The following is a 26,727-nucleotide window of genomic DNA, read 5'->3' as shown; positions in this document are numbered from 1 at the left end:
ACATGCACGACCTGGTCGAGCACAGCCTCAAGGTGATCAGCCGTGAGCAGGCCCCTTCGGGGGCCTACCCGGCCTGCTCCAACTTCCCCGTGTACGGCTACGCGTGGCTTCGCGACGGCGCCTTCGTGGCCGACGGGGTGCTCGCCCACGGCGTCACCGACGGGCCGCGGGCGTTCCACGACTGGACCGCCCGCGTCATCGCCGAGCGCGCCGAGCGCATCGACGAGGTCGTCGCCACCCTGGCCGCGGGCGCCGAGGTGGCACCCGACAGTTTCCTGCCGACGCGATACACCCTTGACGGCGGCGACGGTACCGAGAGCTGGTGGGACTTCCAGCTCGACGGCTACGGCACCTGGCTGTTCGTGCTGGAGCGGTTCCTGCACTCAGTCCCCGCCGACGGCCCCTCGCTGCGCCCCGCCGTGCGCAGCACCGTCCGCTATCTCTGCGCCACCTGGCGGCTGCCCTGCTACGACTGGTGGGAGGAGCACTCCGACCAGGTCCACGTCTCGACGCTGACAGCCGTCGAGGCCGGCCTGCGCGCGGCCCTGCGCACCGGCCTGCTGGACGACGACCTGGCCGCGCAGGCGACGAGCGCGGCCTCGTCGATCGCCCTGGTGGTGGCCCGCGAGGGAACCGTCGACGGGCGGCTGCGCAAGTGGCTCGGCTCCGACGCCGTCGACGGCAGCCTCCTCGCGGCGTTCGCGCCGTTCGGGGTCGTCGACGCCGGCACCGGAGCCCGCACCGTCGCCGCCGTCGAGCGCGACCTGCTCGACGGCGGGGGAGTACACCGCTTCCGGGCCGACGTGTTCTACGGCGGCGGCCGCTGGCCGGTCCTGGCCGCGCTGCTCGGGCACGCCTACCTGGCCCTGGACCGTCCCGCGGACGCGCGGCGCCAGCTCGCCTGGATCGCCGGCACCGCCGCACCCAACGGCGACCTGCCCGAGCAGGTGAGCGACCGCCTCCTTGCGCCCGAACACCGGCAGGAGTGGCTGGACCGCTGGGGCCCGGTGGCGACGCCGCTGCTGTGGTCGCACGGCGCGTTCCTGTCCCTGGCCGCACGACTGGGAGTCACGGCATGATCCGGCACCGCCCGTTCGGCTCCGGCCACGCGTACCAGGCGTCGATCGACCAGCGGGTGCCGGCACACCCGCTGATCGGCTCTTCGGTCAACCTCGGGGTGGCCGCGGCGGCCTCGGTGACCGCGGTGCACTGTGAGTGGGACGGCTCCGTGCTTCCGCTGGTCCGGGACCTTGGCCCGGCCGGTCCGGTGGCCGGCGCCGAGGGGCATCTCGCGTCCGCGGCGGCCGGGCACCGCGGCCGCAGTGTGCGCTGGTCCTTCGACAGCCCGCCGCTGCCGGCCGGCCGGGCGGTGCGCTACCGCTTCGTCGCCACCGACGGCACCACGACCCGCCGGACCCGCTGGTTCACGGTGGCGGGCGCGCATTGGTCACCGACCGGCGGCACGCTCTCGACCCACGGCACCAGCCGGATCGTGCCGGAGTCCGTCGCATGGCTGACCGACGGTGACCGCGTGTGCAAGGTCCGTTTCGCGCTGCGCCTGGCCGCGGCCGAGCACGTGGTGGGCTTCGGCGAGCGGTTCGACCGGCTCGACCAGCGCGGGCACTCGATCGACGCGACAGTCTTCGAGCAGTACAAGGGCCAGGGCGCAGCCGGCCGGACCTACCTGCCGATGCCGTTCGCGCACGTGCTGGGCGGCACCGGCTGGGCCTTCCACGTCGACACCGCCGAGCGGACCTGGTTCAACATCGACGCCAGTCACGGACAACCGTCACTCAACACGACGGCCCAGACTTCGCTCGATGTCGACGACAATCACGGACAACCGTCTTCCGAGGCAGCCGACCGAACTCCAGTCGACGTTGACGCCAGTCTCGGACAACCGTCGCCCGAAGCAGCCGCCCCGGATTTCGTCCACGTTGACACCAATCACGGACAACCGTCACTCAACACGACGGCCCAGACTTCGCTCGATGTCGACGATAGTCACGGACAAGCGTCGTCTGACGCGTTCGGGCGGACTTCGGTCGATGTGGACGGCAGTCGTGGACTAGCGTCGTCCACGGTGGCCGGGCGGACTTCAGTCGATGTCGACGGTAATCACGGACGAGTGTCGGTCGGGGCGGCTGGGCAGGCTTTCGTCGATGTCGACGGTAATCGTGGACAGGTGTCGGTCGCGGGGACCGGCATGATTTTCGTCGAGGCGGACGTCGTCGATGGACGGCTCGACGTGCACTTCTTCGACGGATCACCCGGCGACAATCTCGCGCGGTGGCTGGACGCGGTCGGCAAGCCCGAGCGGCTGCCAGACTGGGTGTTCAAGCTCTGGGCCAGCGGCAACGAGTGGAACACCCAGGCCCGCGTGACCGCCGAGATGGAGCTGCACCGCAAGCACGACATCCCCGTCGGCGTCGTCGTCATCGAAGCGTGGAGCGACGAGTCGACGTTCGTGGCGTTCCGCGACGCCGAGTACGAAATCCATGACGATGGTCGGCCACATCGACTGGCCGACTTCACGTTCCGGCCTGACGGCGCCTGGCCCGACCCGAAGGGCATGGTCGACGCACTGCACGACGAGGACGTCCGCGTGGTCCTGTGGCAGATCCCGCTGCAGAAGATGCGGCCGCACCCGTCCGGCCAGGCCGCCGCCGACGCCGCCACCATGGTGCGGGAGGGCTACGGCGTGCGCGAGGGCGACGGTCGGCCGTACCGCAACCGCGGCTGGTGGTTCCCCCTCGCGCTGATGCCCGACTTCACGAACCCGGAGGCCCGCGACTGGTGGCTGGCCAAGCGGCGCTACCTCGTTGACGAGGTCGGCATCGACGGCTTCAAGACCGACGGCGGCGAGCACGCGTGGGGCCACGACCTGCGCTACTTCGACGGCTCCGTGGGCGCGAGCGGCAACAACCGCTTCCCGGTCGAATACGCGGCGGCCTACGGCGACCTCCTGCGATCGAGCGGTAAGGCGCCGGTTACCTTCAGTCGCGCGGGCTTCACCGGATCGCAGGCCCACGGCGTGTTCTGGGCCGGTGACGAGGACTCCACCTGGGAGGCGATGCGCTCCTCCCTGCGCGCCGGCCTGACCGCCGCGGCGTGCGGGATCGTGTACTGGGGCTGGGACCTGGCCGGCTTCTCCGGGCCGGTGCCGGATGCGGAGCTCTACCTGCGGGCCACCGCGCTGTCGGCGTTCTTGCCGATCATGCAGTACCACTCGGAGTTCAACCATCACCGCATGCCGTCGCGGGATCGCACGCCGTGGAACATCGCCGACCAGACCGGTGACCCGCAGGTGCTGACGACTTTCCGCCGGTACTCCCATTTGCGCGAGCGTCTGGTTCCGTACCTCGCTGAGCAGGCGGCCCGGGCCATCGACACCGGCTGGCCCCTGCTGCGCGCAACCGCCCTGGCGCACCCTTCGACGCCCGGTGTCTGGGACCACCCGTACGACTATCTGCTCGGCGACGACCTGTTCGTGGCTCCGGTCCTGGAGCCGGGCGCGTCGAGCCGCACCGCGCTCCTGCCCCCGGGCCGATGGACCGACCTGCGCACCGGCGAAACCACGGAGGGTGGCCGGACGGTCACAGTCGACGCGCCGCTCGAGGAGATCCCGGTATGGTGCCGCGCCGACTCCTACACGCGCCACCGCGACCTGCTGACCTGACGATCACCGCACGGGTAGCGGACCGCTGCAGAGCGGTCCGCCACTCCCGAGCGAATGCGCCGCCTTCGGCAGGCGACGCACCACTTCGAAGTGCGAACGCGCTACGTCAAAGAGCGAACGCGCCACGTCAAGGTGTGAACGCGCTACGTCAAGGTGTGAACGCGCCACGTCAAAGAGCGAACGCGCCACGTCAAGGTGTGAACGCGCCACGTCGAAGAGCGAACCCGCCGCTTCCGGTGGGACCGGACCGACCGACCGACCGACGGGCGAGGCATATTCGCGCGACAGCGGATTCGGCCGCAGGTAACGTGGTCGGTGCAGATGGAGCCCGGTGCGCAGGCATCGGATACTTCTATTTGGGATAGAGAGGTCGCGGGTGCAACTCCCGCCGTCCCGACTCGACGGGGCGTAGCTCAGCAGCAGAGCGCTTACAGTCCCGGCGCCGCCTCGATCTCGGGCCCACATCTGCGACCAGCCCCGGCCCGGCCCGGCGCCGACCGGATCAGCGCAGAGCCGCAATCGCCTCCACCTCGACGAGCTGGTCGCGGTAGCCCAGGACGGCGACGCCGAGCAGCGTGCTCGGCACGTCATGCGCCCCGAAGTGGCGGCTCACCACCTCCCACGCCGTGACCAGATCGTCACGGTCGTGGCTGGCCACGTACACGGTCGTCTTGACCACGTCGCCCAGCCCGGCACCCGCCGCGGCCAGCGCCGCGCGCAGGTTCGCCATGACCCGCTCGGCCTGCCCGGCCACATCGCCGGCCGCGACAGTAGCGCCATGCTCGTCGAGCGGACAGGCACCGGCCGTGAACACCAGGCGCCGGACATCGGATGCCACGGCGGCGTACGCGTACGGCGCCCGGTCGCTCAGCTGCGGCACCCGGACCAGCTCGACGGCTTCAGACCCACTCATCCACGCATCGTCGCAGACGCGCAGGCCGAGACCCGCAGGCCGAGACCCGCAGGCCGCGCATATTTACCGCGCCCGACCGCCGCCCGCACCATTACGATCGGCGACCGCCGGCTCAGCCGCGCCGCGGCAACACAGGGGGACAGACATGTCGAAGTTCTCGGTCAACGTATGCCTCGAGCCGTGCCCGCCCGGCGAACTCCCCGCCGCCCTGGCCGCCGCGATGGCACCGTTCGACATCAATCTCGGCGACGACTGGAACGAGGCCGGCGAGTGGGACTGGTGGCGCATCAGCGCCGGGGAGCACTGCTTCACGGTCCGCCCCGGGTACGACGGCGATCCGCGCCTCGTCCACGGTGACGGCGACCGAAAACCGCTGCGCTGCGCCGGCGGACCGCGCGGGCTCCTGGACTTCGAGGCGACCCGGCGGCGGGCCGTCGAGCAGGCGCGGGCCAGGTGGGAGGCCGAGCAGCGCGACTTCGAGCGCCTCGTCGCCGACCACCCGCCGGCTCGGCCGTTGACCGCGTTCCTGGCCCGCCACGAGGCCGACCCGGACGGGTACCCGCGCGAGACGGCCATCGCCGACCACCACGCCCAGCCGCTCATCGCCACGCTCAACCATCAGCGACTCTGGCCGCGGTACCCGAACCTCGCACTGTGGGTGCTGGGCCCGAACACCGACCCGATCACCCACTACACCCGCGACCCCGAGCCGGCGTTCGCCGCCGCGGCCGCCTGGGCCGTGAGCACCTACGCCCTGCTGACCGTGGACGGCCGGTGGCTCACCCGCGAGCGGCCCGGCCCGTTCGGCGAGCGTCAGGCCGACGAGGACGCCGACACCGCGTACGCCCGCCGCTGCACCGCGTACCTCGACGATCTCCCGCCGGACCACATCGTCGTGCGGCTGCACTGCCACTGCTGAACGGGTCGCCGGAGGCGGGTTGCCCGACGTGACGAACGCCAATTGCCGCGAACCGCGCGCACGATCCTGGTTACGCTCCGGGGCGATCCCGACCACCGCTCGACGGGGAGCCACCATGTCCACGTTCGCCGCGCCACGCCCCGCCAACCTGTCAGCCCGGATGCTCGCCGCGTTCGCCGCGCTGACCGCGATCCTCAGCACCGCCTTCCTCCTGGCCCCGCCCCCGCTGGCCGCGCTGGGCCCCGACGGCGGCTACGCCGACGAGCCCGCCCTGACCGACGCCGCCGGCACCGCGTTCACCGGCTATTGGTCGTCCGGCGAGGCCGGTCTCACGCCCGACCTGGAGCGCCTGGTCGACTACTGGGTCCGTTTCCACATCTTCAAAACCGCCTTCGCAGTGGTACTCGCAATAGTCCTCGCCACCCTCACCGTCCGCCTGTGGCGAGCCTTCCTGGCCGCCGCCGACCAACCCCTGGGCCGACGCACGGCCACAGCGACCGCCGGCACGCTCACGGCCGCCCTGACCCTCGTCGCGATCATGCTGGTGATGGCCAACATCCAGTGCACCCTGTCGCCGCTGTCGTCGCTGGCCACCTTCCTCGACCACGCCCCAGCCGGCACCCTGACCGGCGTACGCGCCCAACTCCACGCCACCGTCACCACCGGCGCGGCGGCCTCCCCACCGGTGCAGCACCTGATCGACGACTTCGGCTGGTACCACGCGGTGATGGCCGTCCTCGGCGCCCTGACGGCCGTGGCCTTCGCCGCCCTGAGCTGGTCCCAGTGGCGCCACTTCGCCCGCCCGGCCCGCCCGGCCCGCCGCGCCCGCCGCGTCCACGCCGTGTTCGGCACCCTGGCCGCCCTGACCGCGGTGGCCTTCGCCCTCCTCGCCTACGGCAACACCGGCGTCGCCGCCGACCCGGCACCCGCGCTGCTCGCCTTCTTCGAGGGCGGCTGGTGATCTGGAGATCCTGGGCTCGGTGACCGTGCATCCGGCGGTGCGGGGGCGCGAGCCCCCTGCCCGAGGCGGGAGCGAAGCGGCCTCGGCACCCGGCTCTTCTGCTTGTATGTCAGCGCGAGGTGGCGCTGGCCCCACACTTCCGCAGACCGCTGGCCGTTGACGAGTGCATGTGCCGCGCGAGTGTTTGTCCGAAATGGACGGACCTGCTCCTGGATGGTCGCATGACCGATCGCAATAACTTTTCGTGAATCGTCGCGCAATCTCAAGCTCGGCGGCCAGTTGCGGTTCGTGATCATTGCTGGGTAAAGCCTGTGAGTCACCTGGGCCCCCGACACGGACCGTGAGGATGGCGAAACGCGACGAAGTGGATCACGTTGTGAACGGATCATTTGATCGATACATTCCGAGCCATCGTTCTCGATCTCGGGGAGTCGGCGTGCCGGTCGTCCTGCGTTCCCGCCCGCGCATGCGGGCCTCAATGCTTTCCGCCGCGTTGCTTGTGGCCGGATTGCTGATCGTTGGAAACAGCCCGGCTTCCGCCCAGGTCGCCTGTCCGGCGGCCAAGCCCGACAAAGCGAACGCGCTCAAGGCGGCCAAGGCCTGCGGCGGGCCGGTCGAGGTCCTCGACCATCGGACATCGTCGTCGCGGATCCTGGCCAACGCGGACGGCACGGCGGCCGTGGAGACGTTCCCGGCCGCGCGGTGGGCGAAGCGGGGCGACGGGTCGTGGACCGATGTCGACACCAGGCTGCACTTCGACAGCGACGATGTCGTGCCGGGCGCGACGGTGCTGCCGGTGCGGTTGTCCGGCGGCGGTGACGCCCCGCTGGCCACGCTGACCGACGCCGGGCGGCAGGTGGCGATGGCCTGGCCCGGGCACCCGCTACCGAGGCCGGTGCTGAGCGGGGACACCGCGACCTACGCCGAGGTCCTGCCCGGCGTCGACCTGAAGGTGACGGCGCTCGCCGACGGGTTCTCCGAGGTGCTCGTCGTGAAGTCGGCGGCCGCCGCGAAGCACCCCGCGCTGACGGAGCTCGGGTTCAAGCTGACCACGACCGGCGTGTCGCTGCATCCGGCCGGCGACGGCGGCGTCGAGGCCCTGGACGCGGGCGGCGCGACGGTGTTCCGGTCGCCGCGGGCGCTGATGTGGGACTCCTCCGGCGCGGCGGCGGTCAGCGAGCAGTCGCAGATGCGCGGCGCCGGTGTCGCGACCGGGGCCACGTCGCGCAAGCTCAAGCCGATGCAACAGAAGCTCTCTGGCGGCGACCTGCAGATCACGCCGGACGCGGGCTTCCTGGCCGACCCGGCGACGCAGTACCCGGTCTACGTCGACCCCATGTTCACCGGCAACAAGGCCAGCGGCGCCTGGGCGGTCATCGCGGACCGGTCGGACCTGAAGGGCTCGACGTTCTGGAAGACGACGTTCATGTCCGACGGCGGCACGTTCGGCGACGCCGGCGCGGGCCGCACCTGCGACAACTACAGCGGTAACACCTGCAACAGCACGACGTATCTGGTGCGGTCGCTGTTCCGGATGGAGATGCCGGCCAACCCTGGCACGGTGCTCAGCGCCAACTTCGAGATCCTGCAGAAGTGGGCCTGGACCTGCAGTCCCAACTCGAACGCTGACCTGCTGTTCACCGACGGGTTCGGCTCCAACGTGAACTGGAACAACCAGCCGGCCGCCTACCTGTCCAACATCGCCAGCTCGCCGGCGAACAACCGGGTCGGCGGCGGGTCCAGCTGCGGCAACAGCGCGACGGTGTCGCTCAACACGACGGGCATGGTCGCCGGGATCGCCGGTGCGGGCGATATCTCCGTCGAGCTGCGCAGCTCCAACGAGGGCTCGAACCTGGCCTGGCACCGGTTCGACTCCTCGACGGCGGTGCTGCACGTGCAGTACGACCACGTGCCCGACGCCCCGTCGCTGGCGAACCTGCGCATGGGCTCGGACGGTCAGGTGTCCTGCGGGCAGACCGAGGGCACGGCGGCCCGGATCAAGACGTCCGACGGGCTGACGCTCAACGCCGTGCTCACCGACGCCGACGCTCCCGCGGGGGATCACGTGTCGGCCATCTGGGAGGTGTCGTCACAGCTCGCGGGCTACACGCCCGCCAACTCCGGATTCCAGGACTCCGGCAGCAACTTCCAGACGACGATCCCGGGGGCCGCATTCTCGACCCTGGAGGGCCAGGTGCTCAAGTGGCGGGTCAAGGGCACCGACACCGTGCCGAACCCCGACAACACGCCGAGATCCGGCGACTTCAGCCCGTGGTGCTACTTCATGCCGGACAACACGGCGCTCGGCATACCTGCGCTGACGAGCACGGACATCATCCTGCGCGACGGGAACAGCGTGATCCCACCGCCGCCGTCGCCGACGAAGGTCGGGCAGACCGGCGCCGTGACCTTCACGCCGGCCGCAGGCGATGCAGGCCGGGTGACGGGGTACCGGTACGGCGTCTGGGCCGACAGCAATGCCGAGCTGACGATCTGGATTCCGGCGCGGCCCGACGGCACCGCGGTGGCGGCGGTGACCGCGCTGCCGTTCATCACCTCCAACTCGGTCACGGTGGCGGCGGTGAAGGCCGACGGCACGGCCGGCTCGCCGATCAGCCGGGTCTTCCGGCCCGGTGCGGGCGGCGGCGTCACGACCTCCGTGACCGGCGACGCGACAGGCGACGGGCGGGCCGATGTCACATTCCCGGCGACCGTCGGCACCAACCAGACCGCATTGTTCCGGCTCAACTCCAACATGACTGCGGCCGACTCGAACTCGACCGCGGTGCTGCTCGCCCCGCCGATCGCGCCGCAGGGCAACGCCCGCGTGTACAACACCGCGGAGACCGAGTTCGCGCAGGGCGACTTCGACGGCGACGGCCTCACGGACGTGGCCACCCTGTACAGGAGCGGCAGCAACGCCATCCTCGGCATCCAGCGCTCCGACGGCAACCAGCTGACCACCGCGAACGGCTGGTCGCTCACCCTCACCGGCTGGAGCATGGCCGACCTGACCAAGGTCAAGCTCGTCGCCGGTGACTTCGACGGCGACCACAAGACCGATGTGCTGGCGGGCTACTGGCTATCGGCGACCAGCTGGGAGATGCGGGTCTTCCGCTCCAACGCCGTGCCGGGCGCCCCCTCGTTCGAGGCCGTGTCGAACTGGCGGACCGTCCCGTCCGACCTGACGAAGGCCACGCTGCTCGCCGCCGACATGGACGGTGACGGCGACGACGACGTCATGGAACTGTACGACTTCGGCGGCAACTGGACGACCATCTACTCCCACGAGTCCTCCGGCTCGGGCCGCACTCTCGGCGCCGGCACCCAGCAGTGGGAGAGCTTCAGCAACGGCTGGTTCGCCTCCCGGGCCAAGTACTTCATCGGTGACATCAACGGCGACGGCCGCGACGACATCGGCGCGCTCTACGACAACCAGAACAAGAACGTCGAGCTGCGGGTCTTCCTCTCCGGCCTGGGCAGCCCGCGCTACACCGGCTGGACCCAGTGGTGGACGTCGGGCGGCGCCAACACGTGGGACTTCGGTCTGTCCACGCCGGTCGCCGGTGACTTCAACGCCGACGGGCATTCCGACGTCGCCCTGGTGCACAACTGCTGCGGCGCGTTCCAGCAGCGGGCCTGGACGCTGCTGGCCAACGCCATGTTCACCACAGGCTCCAGCGCCTTCTTCAACGCCCCGGTGCCGGTCTGGAACGGCGCGGTCGGCCCGGTCAACGCCGGCTCGCTGCCGCCGGACGACCCGAATCGCAGGTATCAGCTGGTCAGTGACATCTCCGGCAAGTGCCTGACGATCCCGGGCAACTCCACGTCGGACGGCGCGCAGCTGCAGCTGCAGCCGTGCAGCGCGACGAACCTGGCGGGGCAGTTCACGCTGCACCTGAGGGACGGCGGCCAGATGTGGGTCGAGCCGGCCCACGTGACCGGCAAATGCCTCGGCACGCTCAACGGCGCCCTCGGCAACAATCCGCCCATCGTGCAGTACACCTGCGGACAGGAATGGCAGAAACTCAACGTGCATCTGATGTCAGGCGGCCTGCCCGGGACGAACCCCCTCGTCTCCATCACCATGCTGTATGACGGCATGTGCGTCGACCTCAACAACGGCGGCACCGCCGACGGCACGGCCGTGTGGCAGTGGACGTGCAACTTCGGCACGGCCCAGAAGTTCACACTGCGGCCCGTCGCATGAGCGGGCTAAAGTACTCCGGCCGGCGCATCCGCCGCGCGCTCGCGTTCACGCTGCCCGTCGTCCTCCTGGCGACGGTCGGCGCCCAGGCCTCCGCCTTCGCCGGCCCGCCGAAGCGCATCAAGACCCCGGACCCCATCGCCTCGGTACCGGGCTCGTACGGCAACTCCATGCCGGTCTCGACCGGCCGTTCCCTGGGCAACGCCGTCGCGCCGCCCGAGGCGCACTGGCCGGCGGCGGTGCGCTCGGAGGTGACGCTGGCGACCGCCGGCGACCTGTCGGCGACGGTCGACCGGGACACGCGCACGGCGGTGGCGGTACCGAACACGCCCGTGCGGCTGACCGCGATGTCGGTCAGCGGCAAGGCGGCGGCCGGGCTCCAGCAGGCCGGCACCGCCCCGAAGCTGCGGGTCGAGATCCTGCCCCACGACACCTCGAAGGACCACCCGGTGATCGTGCGGGTGTCGCAGGTGGACGGCATCGCAAAGACGGGCGGCTCGGTCCGCCTGTCCCTGGACTACAGCGGCTTCCGCAATGCCTATGGCGGCGACTGGTCGAGCCGGCTGCGGCTGGTGTCGCTGCCGGAGTGCGCACTGTCCACTCCCGACGCGAATGCCTGCCAGGCGACCGACCTGAGCACGGCCAACGACACGTCGGCCCGGTCGGTCTCGGCGTTGGTCCCCATATCCGGCGCCACGGTGGCGCTGACCGCCGGCACCCAGGCCTCCGACGGCGGCGGTGACTTCGGCGCGTCTGCGCTGGCCGCGACCAGTTCGTGGTCCGCGGGCGGCGAGAGCGGCGACTTCACCTACAGCTACCCGATCGAATCGCCGCCGCCGATCGCCGGTCCGGCACCGTACGTCGGGCTGGGGTACTCGTCCGGCGCGATGGACGGCCTGACGGCGGCGACGAACAACCAGCCGTCGTGGGTTGGTGAGGGTTTCGACTACGCCCCTGGCATGATCAACCGCAGCTACAAGGCGTGCACCGACGACGGCAAGACGGGCATCGGCGATGAGTGCTGGGGCACCGACAATGCCGCGCTCACGCTGCCGGGGCACTCGGGCGAACTCCTGCAGGTGTCGACCAGCCCGGACGTGTGGAAGCTGCGGGCCGATGACGGCACGAAGGTCGAGCGGCTGACCGGCGCGACGAACGGCGCCCACAACGGCGAGCACTGGAAGGTCACCACCACCGACGGCTGGGCGTACTGGTTCGGCCTGAACCGGCTGCCCGGCTGGAGCGCCAACAAGGGCGAGACCGCGTCGGTGTTCACCGTGCCGGTGTTCGGCAACAACAGCGGCGAGCCGTGCTACGACGCGACGTTCGCCAACGCCTGGTGCGACCAGGCGGCGACGTGGAATCTCGACTACGTCGAGGACCCGCATGGCAACACGATGTCGTACTGGTACAAGCAAGAGCTCAACCACTACGGCCGCAACGTCACGTCCACGGCCGTGTCGACCTACACCCGCGCCGGCCACGTCTGGCACATCGACTACGGCACGCGCAAGGACAACGGCGTCGACAGTATCTACAGTGCGGGTTTCGCCCCGGCCCGGGTCGTCTTCGACACCGCCGACCGGTGTGAGACGGCTGGCTCGGCGTGCGCTCAGAGCAACCCGTCGAACTGGCCCGACGTTCCGTGGGACCAGCAGTGCGACTCGGCGTCGTCGTGTCCGGACAAGTACACCCCGGCGTTCTTCACGACGAGGAAGCTCTCGGCGATCACCACCCAGATCTGGGCGGGTACCGGTACGGACTACCGCAACGTGCAGCGGTGGACGCTGAAGACGTCGATGAAGCCGCCGGGTGACGGCCGGGCCAAGCTGCTGTGGCTGGACGCGATCGGGCACGAGGGCCTCGAAGGCCTCCCGGCGGGTCAGTCGCAGCCGACGCCGGACGTGAAGTTCACCGCGGTGTCCATGTCGAACCGGGTCGATACGGCGTTGACGAAGAACCCCATCATGCGGATGCGGATCTCGTCGATCGAGACGGAGTTCGGCAGCAAGATCGCGGTCACCTACTCCGATCCGGAGTGTGTCCTCAACTCGAATATGCCCGCCTCCGCCGACAACAATACCAAGCTGTGCTATCCGGTCTACTGGACGCCATACGGCACTACGACCGCCACGTTCGACTGGTTCCACAAATACGTCGTGAAGGGTGTGGTCGTCTCCGACTTCACCGGTTCGCGGCCGTCCAAGGTGGGCATGCAGGAGACGTACCAGTACATCGGCGCGCCGGCCTGGCACTACGACGACAACGAGTTGATCCCGGCCGCGCACAAGACCTGGGGCCAGTGGCGCGGATATCAGAAGGTCCGAAAGATTGTCGGCGCGGCCGACACGGCGCAGATCCAAACGGACACCGTCTTCTTCCGGGGTATGCACGGCGACAGGACCAGCACCGGCACCCGCAGCGTGCAGATGCCGGTCGACGCCGACTTCGGCGGGGCGGCGGTCAACGACGAGGACTGGCGCAACGGCCAGGTCCGGGAGACCATCAGCTTCAATGGCGTCGGGGACACGGCGCCGGTGCTGTCCAAGACGCTGTCGACGCCCTGGGAATTCGGGCCGACTGTCACCCGGACCCGCCTCGGCGTGACGACCAGGGCGTACGTGGCGAGCGAGAAGTCCTCGACCACGAAGCTTGCTCTGGACGGCGGCCGGGGCTGGATGACTTCGAGCAAGACGAACATCTTCGACGCCGAGGTCGGCCTGCCGGACAAGATCGGCCGGATCGTGAAGACCGGAATGTCCAACGACGTCAGCACGACCGCCGACGACCGGTGCACGCTGACGACGTACGCGACCGATCCGAGCGGGAAGATCCTCAACGCCGTGGCGCAACAGCAGGTGATCGCGGGCACCTGCTCGGCCACCCCGAACCTCGCCACCGACCTGATCTCGGACGTTCGGACCTGGTACGACTCCGCCACCACCTTCGACAAGACGGTGTCGAAGGGCGACGTCACCCTGACCGAGCAGGTCGGCAGCATCGACGCCGGCGCGCCGGTATACATCAAGAAGACCGAGGCGACGTTCGACGACTACGGCCGGGTGAAGACGTCGAAGGACGCCCTGAACCGAGAGACAAAGACGGAGTACACACCGCCGTCGGGCTCGCAGGTCACGTCGATGTCGGTGAAGAACCCGAAGCTGTGGGACACCGTCACGACGTTCAACCCGGCGTACGGCAACATCACGTCGCAGGTGGATCCGAACGGCCGGCGCACTGACGCGACGTACGACCCGCTGGGCCGGGCGACCGCCGTGTGGAGGCCGGGCCGCGATAAGGCGGCCGGGCAGACGGCGTCGGCGACGTACGGCTATGTCGTCGACGGTTTCCAGTCCAACCCGCCGCTGCCCACGTCGGTGTCCACCTCGGTGCTGAACACCGCCGGCACGGGCTACGTGACCTCGTACCAGATCTACGACGGGCTGATGCGCGCCCGGCAGACCCAGTCCCCGGCGGTCGGTGGCGGCGTGGTGCTCACCGACACGATCTACGACTCACGGGGTCTGGCCGTCCAGGCCAACAGCACCTACTTCCAGGCGGGCGTCTCGTGGGGCAGCCTCTTCATCCCGTCCAGCCCGACCCCGGGCCGGACGCTGACGAATTACGACAACGCCGCCCGGGCCACGGACGTCATCTTCCAGGTCAACGGCGTCGAGAAATGGCGGACGAAGACCACGTTCGGTGGTGACCACACCGATACCACCCCGCCCGCCGGCGGTACGCCCAGCTCGGTGTGGATGAACGCCACGGGCCAGACGACAGAGCTGCGGCAGTACCGCGGCGCCACGCCGACCGGCGCGTACGACGCGACGAGGTACACGTACAACAAGCGCGGTAACACCGAGAAGATCACCGACTCGGCCGGCACCGAGTGGTCGTTCGCGTTCGACGTGCGTGGCCGGACGCTGCAGACGAAGGACCCGGACCGCGGCACGACCGACTTCACGTACGACGACGCGGACCAGCAGTTGACCGTCACGGACGGCCGCCGGATGACCCGCACCAGCGTCTACGACGAACTCGGGCGCGTCACCGACCTGTACCAGGGCGACGCCGCGACGGGTGCGCTCCTGGTGCACAACGACTACGACCTGGTACTCAAGGGCCAGTTGTCGACGGCGACCCGCTACACGCCGGACGGGCGGCAGTACTCGACAAAGGTCACCGAGTTTCAGGCCGGCACCTACTGGCCGACGAAATCGGCGATCGTCATCCCCGCGGCCGAAGGTACGCCGCTGGCCGGCACCTATACGACCGAGACGAGCTACAACCCGGACGGCAGCGTCGCGACGGCGAAGCTGCCGGCGATCGGTGGCATCGGTACGGGTTCACAGCCGGCCGAGACGCTGACGTACGGGTACGATACCCTCGGCAATCCCACGACACTGGCCGGCCTGAACACCTACATCAAGGCCACGGCGTACGACTGGGCGGGGCGGATGACCGCCACCGTGTACAACGACGGCGGCAGCAGGAACCTGGCTCAGGTGTGGGCCTACGAGCCGGGCACGGGCCGGCTGGTGGAGCACGGTGTCTACGACAACGACGACACCTCGAAGGTCTATCAAGACCTGTATCCGAGTTACGACAACTCGGGGCGGATCACCATGTTGAAGGACCTGACGGCGCAGTACAGCGCCGGCCCGGACGACAACCAGTGTTTCCGGTACGACTATCTGCAGCACCTGACGAACGCGTGGACGCCGACGAATGGCGACTGCGGCGCCGACCCGGCGAACGTGCAGTGGTCGGCACTGGGCGGGCCGAGCCCGTACTGGCAGTCGTGGACCTACGACCAGGCCGGCAACCGGGCGACCCAGAAGGACCGCACCGCCGCCGGCGACACGACGGCTACCTCGACGTACGTCCTGCCCACCGACGGCCAGCCGCACACGCTGGACAAGGTCGTGGTGAAGAACCCGGCCGGCACCGTCATGGCAACCAACACCTACAACTACGACGACGCCGGCAACACCACGACCCGCGCGGTCGCCGGCCGGCCCGCGCAGGGCCTGACCTGGGACGCGGAGGGTCAGCTCAGCTCGGTCACCGACACGGCCGGCTCGTCGAGCTACGTGTACGACGCGTCCGGCAGCCGGCTCATCGCCCGCGACTCCACCGGCACCACGTTGTACCTGGGCGGGCAGGAGGTCCACCTGTCCCCGACGAATCAGGTCACCACGACCCGGTTCTACGGCGGCAGCGCCGTTCGCACGACCGCCGGCGGCCTCGCCTGGACCATTGCCGATCAGCATGGCACCGGCGACCTGGTATTCAAGGCGTCGGACCTGACGAAGACCCAACGCCGGACCAACCCGTTCGGCAACGTCCGCGGCGCCGTTGCGGCCTGGCCGACGACCCGCGGCTTCGTCGGCGGTATCACTGACCCGACCGGCCTGACCCAGGTCGGTGCCCGCCCGTACGACGCGGATCTGGGCCGGTTCATATCCGCCGACCCGGTCTTCAACAGTGGCGACCCGCAGGCCTTCAACAGCTACGGGTACGCCAACTACAACCCGGTGTCCAGCAGCGACCCGTCCGGCCTGACCCGCGACGACGGCGGCCACGCCGGATCGGACGTCAAGTACGAGACGCGCAGCGACGGCAAATACCTCTTCCGGGTCAAGCTCGAGCTGCATTATGTCTGTCTGTCCAGCGGTAACTGCACCAACCAGAACATCCTCATGCCCAACGTGTGGGGCTTCGTGTGGGTCGAGGTGGAGTGGGTCAACCTCGGCCCCATCTTCAAGGGCACCACTACGACGCCGCATCCCGAGCGCGTCGTGAACAGCCACAAGCCGAAGGTGCGCTGTCCCACCGCGCCGCCACCGCCCCCGCCCCCGCCGTCCTGCGGCTTCTTCGACGTCAAGTGCGGCTGGAACCATCCAGGCTGGTGGTGGAACGGCAACAAGGGCTGGGTCGAGGCCGGCGGCACCATCCTGAGCATCGCCTCTTGCTTCAACCCGGTGCTGTGCGCGGTCACCAACGGCACCATGTCCGCCATCTCGATGGCCGACCGTACCTACGAGTTCGTCAACTCGGGCGCGTACAAGGACGGCTGGATGGCCGCGGGCGGCTTCGCCCTCGGCATGGGGTTCGACGCACTCGGCTTCATCCCGGGCGGAGGCGCCGGAGCGCACGCCGCCGAAGCCGCCGGCGAGCGGATGCTGGCGGCCGGAGGTGGCTGCCTGCACAGCTTCGCGCCTGACACGCCGGTCCTGTTGGCCGACTCAACCACCAAGCAGATCAAGGACGTTGACGTCGGCGACGAGGTCAAGTCCACCGACCCGCTGACCGGCGCCGACACCACGGAGCCCGTCACGGCGCTGCACATCAACCAGGACGAGGACCTGGCCGACGTCACAGTTCTCGGTGCCGATGGGGCTTCGGTCCTCCATACGACGCAGCACCACCCGTTCTGGAACGAGTCCCGCAACCAGTGGACCGACGCCGCCGACCTTCGCCCGACCGACCGCCTGCATGCGGCGGACGGCTCGGCACAGACCGTGCTCGAGGTCGTCGTCTTCACCGCCAGCCGCCAGATGCGTGACCTCACCGTCGGCGCCCTGCACACGTACTACGTGCTGGCCGGTACGGCGCCCGTCCTGGTCCACAACTGCCCGAACCCGTTGCTCGGCTGGTCGACTTGGGACGATGCGCAGAAGGCCCTCGGGCCAGCGTCGGCCTGGGGCGGGGCCGATGCGAGCTGGGAGCACGTCGTCGAGCAGTCACAGATCGACCCATGGATGAGCGGTTTCGATTCCCGCATCGTCAACCACCCCGACAATCTCATCATCATGAACAAGGATCTGAACACCGCAAAAGGTAAGTACTACAGCTCGAGCCACAGCTACACGAACAAAATGCCGCTGCGGGTCTGGATCGCCCGGCAAGGGTGGACGTATGAACAGCAACGCAGCTTTGGGTTGTACATTGTCAATGCCCTGGAGGAAGGGCGTGGACTTCCGGCATGACGATCGGGGCACCTTGTTCAGTGACATGGGCGAGCAGGTCTGGAACGACAGCGGCGACCTGTATATGCGAATGTATGGCGAGGGCGAACATGTTGCCGACGCTGAGCCCCCTGCGATGCGCCACCTCGCCTACATTCGCTGGTTCGACGATCGGGTCATGGCCAGTGGACTGAGCGAGGCTCTGCGCTGGCATCCGGCTGAACGGATGACGAGGGTGGCTACGGCCTGTGACTACTTCGGCTTGGCGGATCTGGCCGAGTTGATGCGTGCCCTCGCAGCCGATCATGAGAACTACGCGCGCGCGGAAAGCCTCAACGTCGAGTACTGGAACCGCAGGGGCAGACGGCCCGAGGACAATGCGATCGAGGCGGCGATGGAGGAGCGGCTTCGGACCGCGCCGGAGGACTTCGGGCGTGGTGCGGGCGGTCGGTGACGTCCTTTGCTGCGTTCGCAGCGCCGGCGGCGGGGGCGACGAGGTCAGCGGCCATGTCGTGGCAGTGGAGCTCGCCGGTCTGGTCACGCGGCCGGCGGCCTGGATGTGAAGATCGGCGAACTGCCACTGCGACCGTTGCAACTACACCGTGAAGCGCAGGCGGGAGGGTTCGCGGCGGGACAGGAGGTCGACGTGCTCGGCCAGGTTGGTGCACTCGCCCAGGGTCGCGCCGGCGTCCAGGCGCTCGATGACGGCGGCCTCGGTCTTCATCACCTCGGCGGCGGCCGTGAGCGCGGCGACGGCGGTGCGGGGGTCCAGGACGATGATGCCGTTGTGGTCGGCGACGAGGATGTCGCCGGGGCTGACGGACATGCCGCCGCACACGACGGGGGTGTTGAGCTGGGCCGGGACGATGGTGCTGCCGGCCTTCGGGCTGACGTGGCGGCTGTACACGGGCAGCGGGCAGGCGGCGACGAAGCGCAGGTCGCGGTAGCCGCCGTCGACGATGATGCCGGCCAGGCCCTTGCCGAGAGCGGCCCGGGCGAACAGCTCGCCGGCCAGGGCGGTCTCGCGGCCACCGCCGTCCACGACCAGTACATCTCCCGCCTGCGCAGTTTCGATCGCCTGGATGACGCCCAGGAAGTCGTCCCGGCAGCGCACCGTCACCGCCGGGCCGCACAGCACCGGATTGGCCGACCGGCACCGCAGCTCCGGCGACATGACCCGCGCATCCCGGGCCGCATCGCAGATGGCGGTGGTGTCGACGGCAGCGGCTAATCGGCGTACGGCATCCATGTCCACGGTCACGACTGCACCGTACCGAAGCGCGCCCGGCGCCAGGATGGGGTGGCCCCCCGCGCGGCCGGTGGCGGTAAGTTCGAGGCCATGACCGCACCGAGCCGCCGGGAGACGCGGGCGCTGCTGGCCCGGGCCGGGCAGGCGCAGGCCGACGCCGAGACGGTCACCGCCGTGCTCGGCGACGCCCGGGCCGAGGTCGTCGCGGCCTACGAGGTGGCGAGCGAGCCGCAGGTGTGGGCGGCGGTCGAGAAGATGTCGATCGAGACGGTCAAGGACACGGTCGACGGGCGGGCGAAGCTCGACGAGTTGCCCGCCCACGGGTTCCACTCCGTCGCCGACGTGCTACGGGCCGGCCCCGGTGCCCTCACCGCGGTGCCGGGCGTCGGCGAGGGTACCGCCCGCAAGACCCTCCACGCCGCGGAGCAGCTCAAACGCGCGGCCCGCGACTCGCTGCAGTTCCGCATCGCGTTCGACCCGGCGAACGCGGAGCTGACCCGGCTGCTGCGGGCGCTGTACCGGTTCGGCGAGGCCCGGCGCGTGGCCGGCCTGCACGAGACCGACGCCGGGAAGCTCGCGCCCGCGCTGGCCCGGGAGCGGCCCGTCGCCGGACCGGCCGAGGCGGGGCGGCTGCGCCGGCTGTTCATGAAGGCCGGCGACAAGTCCACGGCCGACGAGGCGGCGCAGCGGGTCCGGGCGCTCGTGGAGGCGGCCGAGGCGAGCGGGCTGGGGCCGGCGGCCCGGGAGCTGCGCGGGCTGCGCACGCCGAAGGACCGGCCGCTCTGGCGGCACTTCGAGCAGCACTCGGCCGACTACTACGGGCTGCTCGGCCAGGTCGTCGGGCTGGGCGGGGACGTCGCCGCGAGCGAAGGGTTCCTGCCCGCCGACATCGTCGAACGCGTCGGCGCGCAGCAGCTGGACACGTCCCGGCTCAGCGAGGGGCTGCGGCTGCGCGGATACCAGTCGTTCGGGGCCCGGTTCGCCCTCGTCCAGCGGCGGGTCGTGCTCGGCGACGAGATGGGGCTGGGCAAGACGGTCCAGGCGATCGCCGCGATGGCCCACCTCGCCGCCCGCGGCGCCACCCACTTCCTGGTCGTCTGCCCGGCCAGCGTCCTGATCAACTGGTCCCGCGAGATCGCCCGGCACTCGACGATCCCGGTCGTCAGCCTGCACGGCAGCGGCCGGTCCCGGGCCGTGGCGAAGTGGCGGGCCGCCGGCGGCGTCGGCGTGGTCACGTTCGGCTCGATCGGCGCCCTCCAGCTCGCCCCGCCCCGACCGGCCCTGCTCGTCGTCGACGAGGCCCACTACGTGAAGAACCCCGGCGCCAAGCGGTCCCAGGCGGTCAACCGGGTCGCGGCCGCGTCCGAGCGGGTACTGTTCCTCACCGGCACGCCGATGGAGAACCGCATCGACGAGTTCCGCAATCTCATCGAGCACCTGCGCCCGGAGATCGCCCACGGCATGGGCCCCGAGCACGCCGCGATCGGCGTCGAGGCGTTCCGCCGCGCGGCCGCGCCCGTGTACCTGCGCCGCAACCAGTCCGACGTGCTCACCGAGCTGCCGGAGCTGGTGCAGGTCGACGAGTGGGAGGAGTTCGGCGCCGAGGACGGGGCGGCCTACCGCGACGCCGTGCGCGACGGCAACTTCATGGCCATGCGCCGGGCCGCGTTCGCCGTGCGCCGCCCGGCCGACTCGGCGAAGCTGACCCGGCTGCTCGAGCTGGCCCGCGAGGCGATGGCCAACGGCCGCAAGGTCGTCGTCTTCTCCTACTTCCGCGACGTTCTCACCGTGGTCGGCGCCGCACTCGGCCCGGCCGCCCAGGGCCCCATCACCGGCTCGACACCGGTCCGCGACCGCCAGCGCATCGTCGACGAGTTCACCGCCGCCAGGAAACCGGCGGTGCTGGTCTGCCAGATCGAGGCCGCCGGCGTGGGCGTCAACATCCAGGCAGCGTCGGTGGTACTGCTCTGCGAACCCCAGGTCAAGCCGTCCATCGAAGCCCAGGCGATCGCCCGCGCCCACCGGATGGGCCAGGTCCGCAGCGTCCAGGTCCACCGCCTGCTCATCGCCGACTCGGTCGACGAGCGCATGATCGAGCTGCTGGGCTCCAAGGCGCAGCTGTTCGACGCATACGTCCGCCACAGCACGATCGCCCACGCCGCCCCCGGCGCGGTCGACATCTCCGAGGTCCAGCTGGCAAAGATGATCGTGGCGCAGGAGCAGGAGCGCCTCGCGGGCGTGCGCGCGGCCACCTGACCCGGCACGGGCTCACCGCCGCCGGCAGCAGGACGACGGCGGCGGTGAGCCGTATCTCCGCGCCATGGCGCGTCAGACGCAGGCCTTCTGCAGGGCGTCGACGGCGCTGCCGACCGGCGAGACGACCCGCCCGGCGTCCTCGAACGTCTTGACCCCGGCCAGCGAGTCGTCCGCGGAGGCCTTCGTCAGAGCCGAAGCCAGTGTGCCGAGGGCGGTCCGCAGCGCCGGATCGTCGGCCCGCCCCTGGAGCTCATTGAGCTGCTGCGACCACCGGGCGGCCTGGTCTTGGATCGCCTTCTTCGCCGTCGCCTCCGCGGCGGCGTTCTTCAACTGCCGGGCCGTGATGAGCGCGCCGAACTGCTTCGTGAAGCTGTCGACGTCAGTGGTGTTCACCATCGTCATGGCCGCCGTGCAGATCTCCTTGCCGTTGCCGACCAGCTTGGCCGACGGCGACGGCGAGGCCACCGCCGCGGCGGACGTGACAGCGGCGCTCGGCGCACCGGTCGCGGTGTCGCCGCTCTCGTCGCTGCACGCGGCGGCGCCGAGCACCAGTGCCACTCCCAGAACGCTCATGATCTTCCGCATGCGGCGGATCATATCGACTCTTCGAAGTTGCGCGGCATTCGCGTGCGCCGCCCGCCCGTACGCAGCCTCCGCGGCGCCGCCACCGCCGAGCGCAGCGCCTCCCGCACGGTGCGCCTGGAGCCAGGTATCCCCGAAGTCCTGGCGTCGCCGCTCTAGTAGGTCACTCGCTGCGACGTGCGGACCGGCCATTGCGCACCGACGGCGGCAGATGCGCCGGCTCGCCTCGACTATGCGGCCGGTCGGGCCCGGCGCCGAGGTCGAGCGGGTCAGGAGTGCACCGTGAAGCCTCCCGTGCCGGCGATGCCGGTGCCGCCCGGACGATAGCGGTCCGGCGTGCTGAACTCCTGCGGGTCGCAGGGCATCGGGCGGCCTGCTTCGGCGGCCGCCTCGCACAGCTCGTCGCGCTTGAAGTCGGAGAACTGCAAGGTGTCGGCGTACGCGCGCAGGAGTGCACCGTCGGGGTCGGCGGCGTCGTAGCGGGCCCACTGGCGGGTCAGGTACAGGAAGGCGGGCACAACCTGCGGGTCGGACGGCACATAGCCGGCCTCGACGACGACGCGGCGGGCGATCCCGTCCTGCCACTGCGCCGCGTCGCAGACCGCGTCGCGTGCATCGCCGGGGCCGAGATCTCTGAGTGCGCGGACGACCGCGGGCGGTATGGCCCGGCCGTCCTCGTCGGCGAGCTCGAGGAGATGACTGACCGGGCTCGGGCCGGCACGCCGGTCGTGGAGGCCGCCGCCGACGATGAAGTCGTACAGGGCGGCGTCGTCGTCGGTCGAGGACCATTGGCCGGTCAGGACCAGGAAGATCGGCACCAGGTCGGGTTCGGCGGGGCGATAGCCGGCCTCGACCGCGGCGGCGGTTGCCTCGTCGTCGCGGCCCATCGCCCACCAGCAGACGCTGTCGCGGGCCGGGCCTGGCGGGAACGCGCGCAAAGCCAGCCGGAGCGCATCGACCGCAGGGGCCGGTGGCTCGTAGCGCAGCATCTCCAGCAGCCGGAACACCAGGTCGTTGCCGTCGAAGCCGATCATCAGGTCGTACCGTCGCTTGAGGGCCATGAGCGCCGCGAGCTCGAGGTCGTCGCCGGCCGGGCGGGGAAGGTGCGGGTTGTCGAGCAGCATGCGCAGCAGCGGGGTCGGGCGGTCGTCCTCCCACAACGGGTGGACCGGAATATCTCGGCTGTACGACGCGTGATGGTGGAACCCCTCGACGAACGCGGCCTCGAGCGCGGCCAGCAGCCGGGGCTCGCCGGTGGTGGCCAGCAGCGCTGCGACGTCGGTATTGCGTCGTGCGAGCCGCAGGATGCGGGCCGGCACGTCGCGCAGGGAGCCCGAGAACCGCAGCGTGTCATGGCGGAGATAGGTCACCATCCGCGGCCCGCCGGCGAGCAGGAATCTCATGATCTCGGCCGGCGGATCGTCGTTGCCGGACCAGACCTCCGACCAGATGTCGGCCCGCCGTTCGGGCTGGTCGGTCCAGAGCCGTTCGAGCGTGGCCAGCGCCTGTTCGCGCGCCGCGCGGTTGCGGTCACGCATGATGACCTCGACCAGCCGGCGCGGTGCAGAGCCGGCCGACCACCGAACGCGCGCCGCAGCGAGCCAGTCGCCCATCCATCCATGATGCTCTCACCGCAGGGAATCCCCACCCCGTAACTGCATCCCCTTCCCACACCACCCGACGTCCTACCGCGACAGGTCCACAAGCCGAACGGGCCTTGCGCATGCCAGGCAGCGACGAGCGGATCGCGGCAGATCCAGGGGCGAGGTGGGCCGCCGATGCAACGGCTGTGGGGGTGGTCCGTGGGGGTGCTCAGCCGGTGAGCTGGCCCTCAACGGTGTCGACCAGGAAGCAGGCGCATTGCAGGATTTCCAGGAGTGCGGCCCTGACCCGTCGGATGGTGGCGGCGTCGACGTCGAGGTGGAGGCGGCAGTCGCGCGGAAAGCCGAGCGTGTCCGCGGTTCGTGGTCCGAACTCGAGGGAAAGGTCGTGGTCGACGAGGGTCCAGGCGGCTGGCCCGTGCGCGACGGAGCCGGCGTTGTTGATGACTTCGTCGACCCATCCGTCGTACCGCAGCCTGATGAGCATGACGTGGATGCCCGCGGCGCCGAGGATCAGCGTGAGCTCGTCATCGGTCTGGCGCAGATCAGCCCGGTCGATGCGAAGCGGCGAGCCGTCCATGCCGCGACGGTACAGCGGCGCACCAGTGCACACGACGCCAATACGATGCGGCTATGGGCGTGTAACGGTCGACAGCCTCACCGACGCGGGCAACAAGATCGCCCAACGCGGCCTCGTGCTACGCCGCCACCACCTCGCGCGCCGCCCGTCGCTCCGCCCTTGGCAACCACGGACCGAGACTACCCAGCACCGCGGCGCGGGCGATCCATGAGACGGGAGCGCCCGCATCAAGCATGAACTGACGCTTTGATCGCTGGCTGCTGCCGGGCCACGATGAGCGGCGTGACGGACGAGCAGCGCCTCCAGCAAATGATCGATGAGCTCCGCCGCATGCGTGAGCGATGCGAACCAAAGTCAAACCAGAACCCGCGCTACCTTCGCTACTCGAATGCGGTATCGGCGCTGCGCTGGCTCATCGAGGACTTGGCAAAGGAGCGGGCGATCAACCGAGAGCGCTGAGCGCTGCGCGCGTCCTCATCCGCTCGCGTCGCGGCCACGAGCGGACGTACCGGGATCAGCCCGAAGGCCTCGCGCATACTACGCCCGAATGCACGACTCACGGCGTCAGGATTACTTGCTGATCACGGGTTTGCCGTCCGGGCGCACGACGCTCCAGTTGCCACCGACGCCCTCACCCTTCGTGTCGGTGGGTGACTGGTCCTGTTTGTAGAGATACAGCGGCCAACCGGCGAGGGTGACCTGGGCGAGACCGTCGGCGCGCCGGACGGTGCCGACGAGGGTCGCGTCGACGCCGGTGAGCTTGACCGGGGTGCCGTCGGTGAGCAGCGGCGGCCAGATGACGAGACAGTCACCGGTGCAGTTCACCTTCGAGGGCTTGTTCTCGTCGGCTTCGAAGCGATACACGACCCGGTCCTTGAACCGCACGACGTCGGCTTCGGCACCGCCCACCTCGGCCTTGCCTGCGGTCAGGGTGACCGGCTCGGGACTCGGCGTCGGGATCACCACGGCGGGGCCGTCGGTCAGGTCCGGTTCGGACGGTGCCGAGGCCGGCGGGCCGGCGGCGGACCCGCACGCGGTCAGACCGCCCAGAGCGACGACGAGGACGAGTGCGGCGGTGCGAGCTTTCACGGCAGGTTCCCCTCGGAGCATCGACGGTGGCGCGCGCAGGTACACACGCGCCGCCACCCGGATCGGTTTGACCCGCGGCCGTCAGCAAGCCGACAAGCGGCGCCGCGCCACTGCTCACGTCGTGCCAGTACCGGCGACTCGCTGAACCGGGCGCCGGGACCGCCCGTGTCTGGTGACGAACGCCGACCGCCACCGCCGAGCACCGGAAGCGAGCACAGCGATGCGCACGAGTACCTTTCGCCGGACCGCGACGCTCTGCGGCGGCGTCGCCCTCGCCGCCGCGCTGCTGGCGGGTCCCAGCGCCGCGCCGGCCGCCGCCGAAGACGTCCTGCCGCCGGTCAAGGACCAGATCATCCAGCCGGCCGGCGCCGCGAACGTCCTGCAGCCCGACGGCGACAAGGCAGGCGCCTGGATCGTGCAGCGGCCGCGCATCGGCCAGGCCGGGCAGGCGCCGGACTCGCAGGTGTGGACGAAACAGTTCCCGCGGATCGAGGCCGCAACCACCGTCACCAGCAAGGTGCTGCCGAACGCCTTCGCTTTCCAGCCGAGCCTGCGGCCCGGCCGCCGGCCGCTGTGCCTGGACGTCGTCGGCGACTCGCAGCAGGCGGGCGCGGCCCTGGAACTGCGGCCGTGCGACGGCACGCCGAGCCAGGCGTTTGTGCTCCTCACCAACGCCGGCCCGACAATGGTGCAGAACGTCGGCAGCGGCCTGACGCTGACGGTGCAGGCCGACGGCACAGTCGTGCAGCGCGGCGTCTTCAAGCGGGCCGAGACGCAGAGCAGCGGGCCGCAGCCACGTACCAAGGGCACCGCCACCCAGCTGTTCAGGTTCGGGCCGCGCTAGAAGCAGCAGATTGCGACAGTGAACGGCGATCGGGCTCTCCACCAGGCCTCGGCGTTCCTCGCGTGACAGGCCAGGTTGTCCGCTCTTGGCAGGACATCGAGATGACCGTGCGTGCCGGCGGGCGAATGGGGGCAGCATGCCGTCGATGAGGAAGACCCCGGTAGAACCGATCACGGTCCGCCCGTCGCACACACCAACAGCGCCATATGCGTAAAGGTGATCTTGAATTTGGTGGACGAGCGCGCCGCCTGTGCAGCAAGTGCTCGGGTTGGATAGCCGAGACAGGCAACAATGGTCAGCTCTCGCGGCGCTGGGGATTCGCGTTCGGACTGATCAGATGCCAAGTGCGACGGAGCCAAAGGTCGGGTAGGCGGTGGTTACTCGCACGCGGATGAAGAGCCGGACGTACTGAGGGCGCGGCGCGTCCAGCCATCGCTCCGTTTCCAGGTTCACGCGAGTGATGTAACGGTCGTCTTGCAGCAGGCAGTGCAGCGGTTGCTCGGCGCTGTCCGGTTGCCAATCAGTCGGCACCTGTTGTAGGTGGGGGCAGCTCAAGGCGTCGAACAAGGTCTTGAGCTGGTTGTCGATGTCGGCTCGACTGAGGATGCCGCCTGGAGCTGCCTCGCGAAGCAGGAGCACGTCGAGTTCGGCTCGGAGCTTGAACGCATCATGCACAACGGATGTGAACCCACGGCCGCCCACGAGCTCATAGTGCTCGGCGGCGTTGCCCATATTCCTGAGCGGCTCGTGCGTCCAGAGCTCTGCCAACTGGCGGTGCAACTGCCGGCGAATGTCCATTTTGTGCCGAGCGTCGCCGTCTGGCTTGAGGGGACCGTCGTAGGTGAGCGTGAACCGCATAGATCCGTTCTAGCT

The 26,727-nt window shown here is 70.0% G+C and carries 17 protein-coding genes; 10 read left to right on the top strand and 7 right to left on the bottom strand.

Annotated features, from left to right (window positions below):
- Positions 1-2: 2 nt before the first annotated feature.
- On the top strand, positions 3-1,079 hold the full coding sequence (locus tag Dvina_RS30510) for a glycoside hydrolase family 15 protein (protein WP_223092771.1): 1,077 nt from the start codon (positions 3-5) through the stop codon (positions 1,077-1,079).
- Complete coding sequence (locus tag Dvina_RS30505; RefSeq protein WP_223092770.1) at positions 1,076-3,679, top strand: glycoside hydrolase family 31 protein; 2,604 nt, start codon at positions 1,076-1,078, stop codon at positions 3,677-3,679. The genes Dvina_RS30510 and Dvina_RS30505 overlap by 4 nt, the downstream gene beginning before the upstream one ends.
- Positions 3,680-4,181: 502 nt before the next feature.
- On the opposite strand, the gene Dvina_RS30500 is transcribed toward Dvina_RS30505, so the two are convergent.
- Entirely contained in the window at positions 4,182-4,592 is a 411-nt protein-coding gene (locus Dvina_RS30500; protein ID WP_223092769.1) for a RidA family protein, read from the bottom strand.
- Positions 4,593-4,737: 145 nt separating this feature from the next.
- Here Dvina_RS30500 and Dvina_RS30495 point away from each other — a divergent pair, with 145 nt between their 5' ends.
- The 5 genes from Dvina_RS30495 to Dvina_RS30475 all read left to right on the top strand — a co-directional run bounded on the left by Dvina_RS30495 (position 4,738) and on the right by Dvina_RS30475 (position 18,107).
- A complete protein-coding gene (locus tag Dvina_RS30495) occupies positions 4,738-5,511 on the top strand; it encodes a hypothetical protein (RefSeq protein WP_223092768.1) in 774 nt (257 codons plus the stop codon).
- Positions 5,512-5,626: 115 nt separating this feature from the next.
- Positions 5,627-6,472: a hypothetical protein gene (locus Dvina_RS30490; protein ID WP_223092767.1), complete on the top strand. Its 846-nt coding sequence runs from the start codon at positions 5,627-5,629 to the stop codon at positions 6,470-6,472.
- Between the two features lie 436 nt (positions 6,473-6,908).
- Complete coding sequence (locus Dvina_RS30485) at positions 6,909-10,682, top strand: FG-GAP-like repeat-containing protein (protein WP_223092766.1); 3,774 nt, start codon at positions 6,909-6,911, stop codon at positions 10,680-10,682.
- Positions 10,628-17,674 (top strand): polymorphic toxin-type HINT domain-containing protein, encoded by a 7,047-nt coding sequence (locus Dvina_RS30480; protein ID WP_223092765.1) that lies wholly within the window; start codon positions 10,628-10,630, stop codon positions 17,672-17,674. Before Dvina_RS30485 ends, Dvina_RS30480 begins: the two co-directional genes overlap by 55 nt.
- Positions 17,658-18,107, top strand: a complete 450-nt coding sequence (locus Dvina_RS30475) for a DMP19 family protein (RefSeq protein WP_223092764.1) — start codon at positions 17,658-17,660, stop codon at positions 18,105-18,107. The genes Dvina_RS30480 and Dvina_RS30475 overlap by 17 nt, the downstream gene beginning before the upstream one ends.
- A gap of 141 nt (positions 18,108-18,248) precedes the next feature.
- On the opposite strand, the gene Dvina_RS55335 is transcribed toward Dvina_RS30475, so the two are convergent.
- The gene (locus Dvina_RS55335) at positions 18,249-18,914 is read right to left on the bottom strand and encodes an RraA family protein (protein WP_281428095.1); all 666 of its coding nucleotides are present in this window, start codon (positions 18,912-18,914) and stop codon (positions 18,249-18,251) included.
- Positions 18,915-18,992: 78 nt separating this feature from the next.
- Between Dvina_RS55335 and Dvina_RS30465 the strand changes: the two genes are divergently transcribed.
- A complete protein-coding gene (locus tag Dvina_RS30465; protein ID WP_223092763.1) occupies positions 18,993-21,158 on the top strand; it encodes a DEAD/DEAH box helicase in 2,166 nt (721 codons plus the stop codon).
- A 72-nt stretch (positions 21,159-21,230) separates the two neighbouring features.
- On the opposite strand, the gene Dvina_RS30460 is transcribed toward Dvina_RS30465, so the two are convergent.
- The 3 genes from Dvina_RS30460 to Dvina_RS30450 all read right to left on the bottom strand — a co-directional run bounded on the left by Dvina_RS30460 (position 21,231) and on the right by Dvina_RS30450 (position 23,921).
- Positions 21,231-21,743, bottom strand: coding sequence for a hypothetical protein (locus Dvina_RS30460; RefSeq protein ID WP_223092762.1), 513 nt, complete (start codon positions 21,741-21,743; stop codon positions 21,231-21,233).
- Positions 21,744-22,009: 266 nt separating this feature from the next.
- Positions 22,010-23,353 carry a hypothetical protein gene (locus Dvina_RS30455; protein ID WP_223092761.1) on the bottom strand — a complete coding sequence of 448 codons (1,344 nt, stop codon included), beginning with the start codon at positions 23,351-23,353 and terminating at the stop codon, positions 22,010-22,012.
- Positions 23,354-23,552: 199 nt separating this feature from the next.
- A complete protein-coding gene (locus Dvina_RS30450) occupies positions 23,553-23,921 on the bottom strand; it encodes a hypothetical protein (protein ID WP_223092760.1) in 369 nt (122 codons plus the stop codon).
- A gap of 282 nt (positions 23,922-24,203) precedes the next feature.
- Here Dvina_RS30450 and Dvina_RS30445 point away from each other — a divergent pair, with 282 nt between their 5' ends.
- A complete protein-coding gene (locus tag Dvina_RS30445; protein ID WP_223092759.1) occupies positions 24,204-24,380 on the top strand; it encodes a hypothetical protein in 177 nt (58 codons plus the stop codon).
- A 111-nt stretch (positions 24,381-24,491) separates the two neighbouring features.
- Here Dvina_RS30445 and Dvina_RS30440 read toward each other — a convergent pair whose 3' ends face one another.
- Positions 24,492-25,010 carry a hypothetical protein gene (locus Dvina_RS30440; protein ID WP_223092758.1) on the bottom strand — a complete coding sequence of 173 codons (519 nt, stop codon included), beginning with the start codon at positions 25,008-25,010 and terminating at the stop codon, positions 24,492-24,494.
- A gap of 220 nt (positions 25,011-25,230) precedes the next feature.
- Here Dvina_RS30440 and Dvina_RS30435 point away from each other — a divergent pair, with 220 nt between their 5' ends.
- A complete protein-coding gene (locus Dvina_RS30435) occupies positions 25,231-25,854 on the top strand; it encodes an RICIN domain-containing protein (protein WP_223092757.1) in 624 nt (207 codons plus the stop codon).
- Between the two features lie 333 nt (positions 25,855-26,187).
- On the opposite strand, the gene Dvina_RS30430 is transcribed toward Dvina_RS30435, so the two are convergent.
- On the bottom strand, positions 26,188-26,712 hold the full coding sequence (locus Dvina_RS30430) for a hypothetical protein (RefSeq protein WP_223092756.1): 525 nt from the start codon (positions 26,710-26,712) through the stop codon (positions 26,188-26,190).
- Positions 26,713-26,727: the final 15 nt, after the last annotated feature.

It is taken from the genome of Dactylosporangium vinaceum, assembly GCF_019904175.1.
Classification (GTDB): domain Bacteria; phylum Actinomycetota; class Actinomycetes; order Mycobacteriales; family Micromonosporaceae; genus Dactylosporangium; species Dactylosporangium vinaceum.
The sequence above is the reverse complement of the archived record's forward strand: the minus strand, read 5'-3'. Positions and strand labels throughout refer to the sequence as shown.

Coding starts and splice junctions, on each gene's coding strand:
- Dvina_RS30455 (WP_223092761.1), bottom strand. CDS start 23,353: ATGGGCGACTGGCTCGCTGCGGCGCGCGTTCGGTGGTCGGCCGGCTCT.
- Dvina_RS30500 (WP_223092769.1), bottom strand. CDS start 4,592: ATGAGTGGGTCTGAAGCCGTCGAGCTGGTCCGGGTGCCGCAGCTGAGC.
- Dvina_RS30460 (WP_223092762.1), bottom strand. CDS start 21,743: ATGCGGAAGATCATGAGCGTTCTGGGAGTGGCACTGGTGCTCGGCGCC.
- Dvina_RS30430 (WP_223092756.1), bottom strand. CDS start 26,712: ATGCGGTTCACGCTCACCTACGACGGTCCCCTCAAGCCAGACGGCGAC.
- Dvina_RS30450 (WP_223092760.1), bottom strand. CDS start 23,921: ATGGACGGCTCGCCGCTTCGCATCGACCGGGCTGATCTGCGCCAGACC.
- Dvina_RS30435 (WP_223092757.1), top strand. CDS start 25,231: ATGCGCACGAGTACCTTTCGCCGGACCGCGACGCTCTGCGGCGGCGTC.
- Dvina_RS30495 (WP_223092768.1), top strand. CDS start 4,738: ATGTCGAAGTTCTCGGTCAACGTATGCCTCGAGCCGTGCCCGCCCGGC.
- Dvina_RS30510 (WP_223092771.1), top strand. CDS start 3: ATGCACGACCTGGTCGAGCACAGCCTCAAGGTGATCAGCCGTGAGCAG.
- Dvina_RS30505 (WP_223092770.1), top strand. CDS start 1,076: ATGATCCGGCACCGCCCGTTCGGCTCCGGCCACGCGTACCAGGCGTCG.
- Dvina_RS30490 (WP_223092767.1), top strand. CDS start 5,627: ATGTCCACGTTCGCCGCGCCACGCCCCGCCAACCTGTCAGCCCGGATG.
- Dvina_RS30465 (WP_223092763.1), top strand. CDS start 18,993: ATGACCGCACCGAGCCGCCGGGAGACGCGGGCGCTGCTGGCCCGGGCC.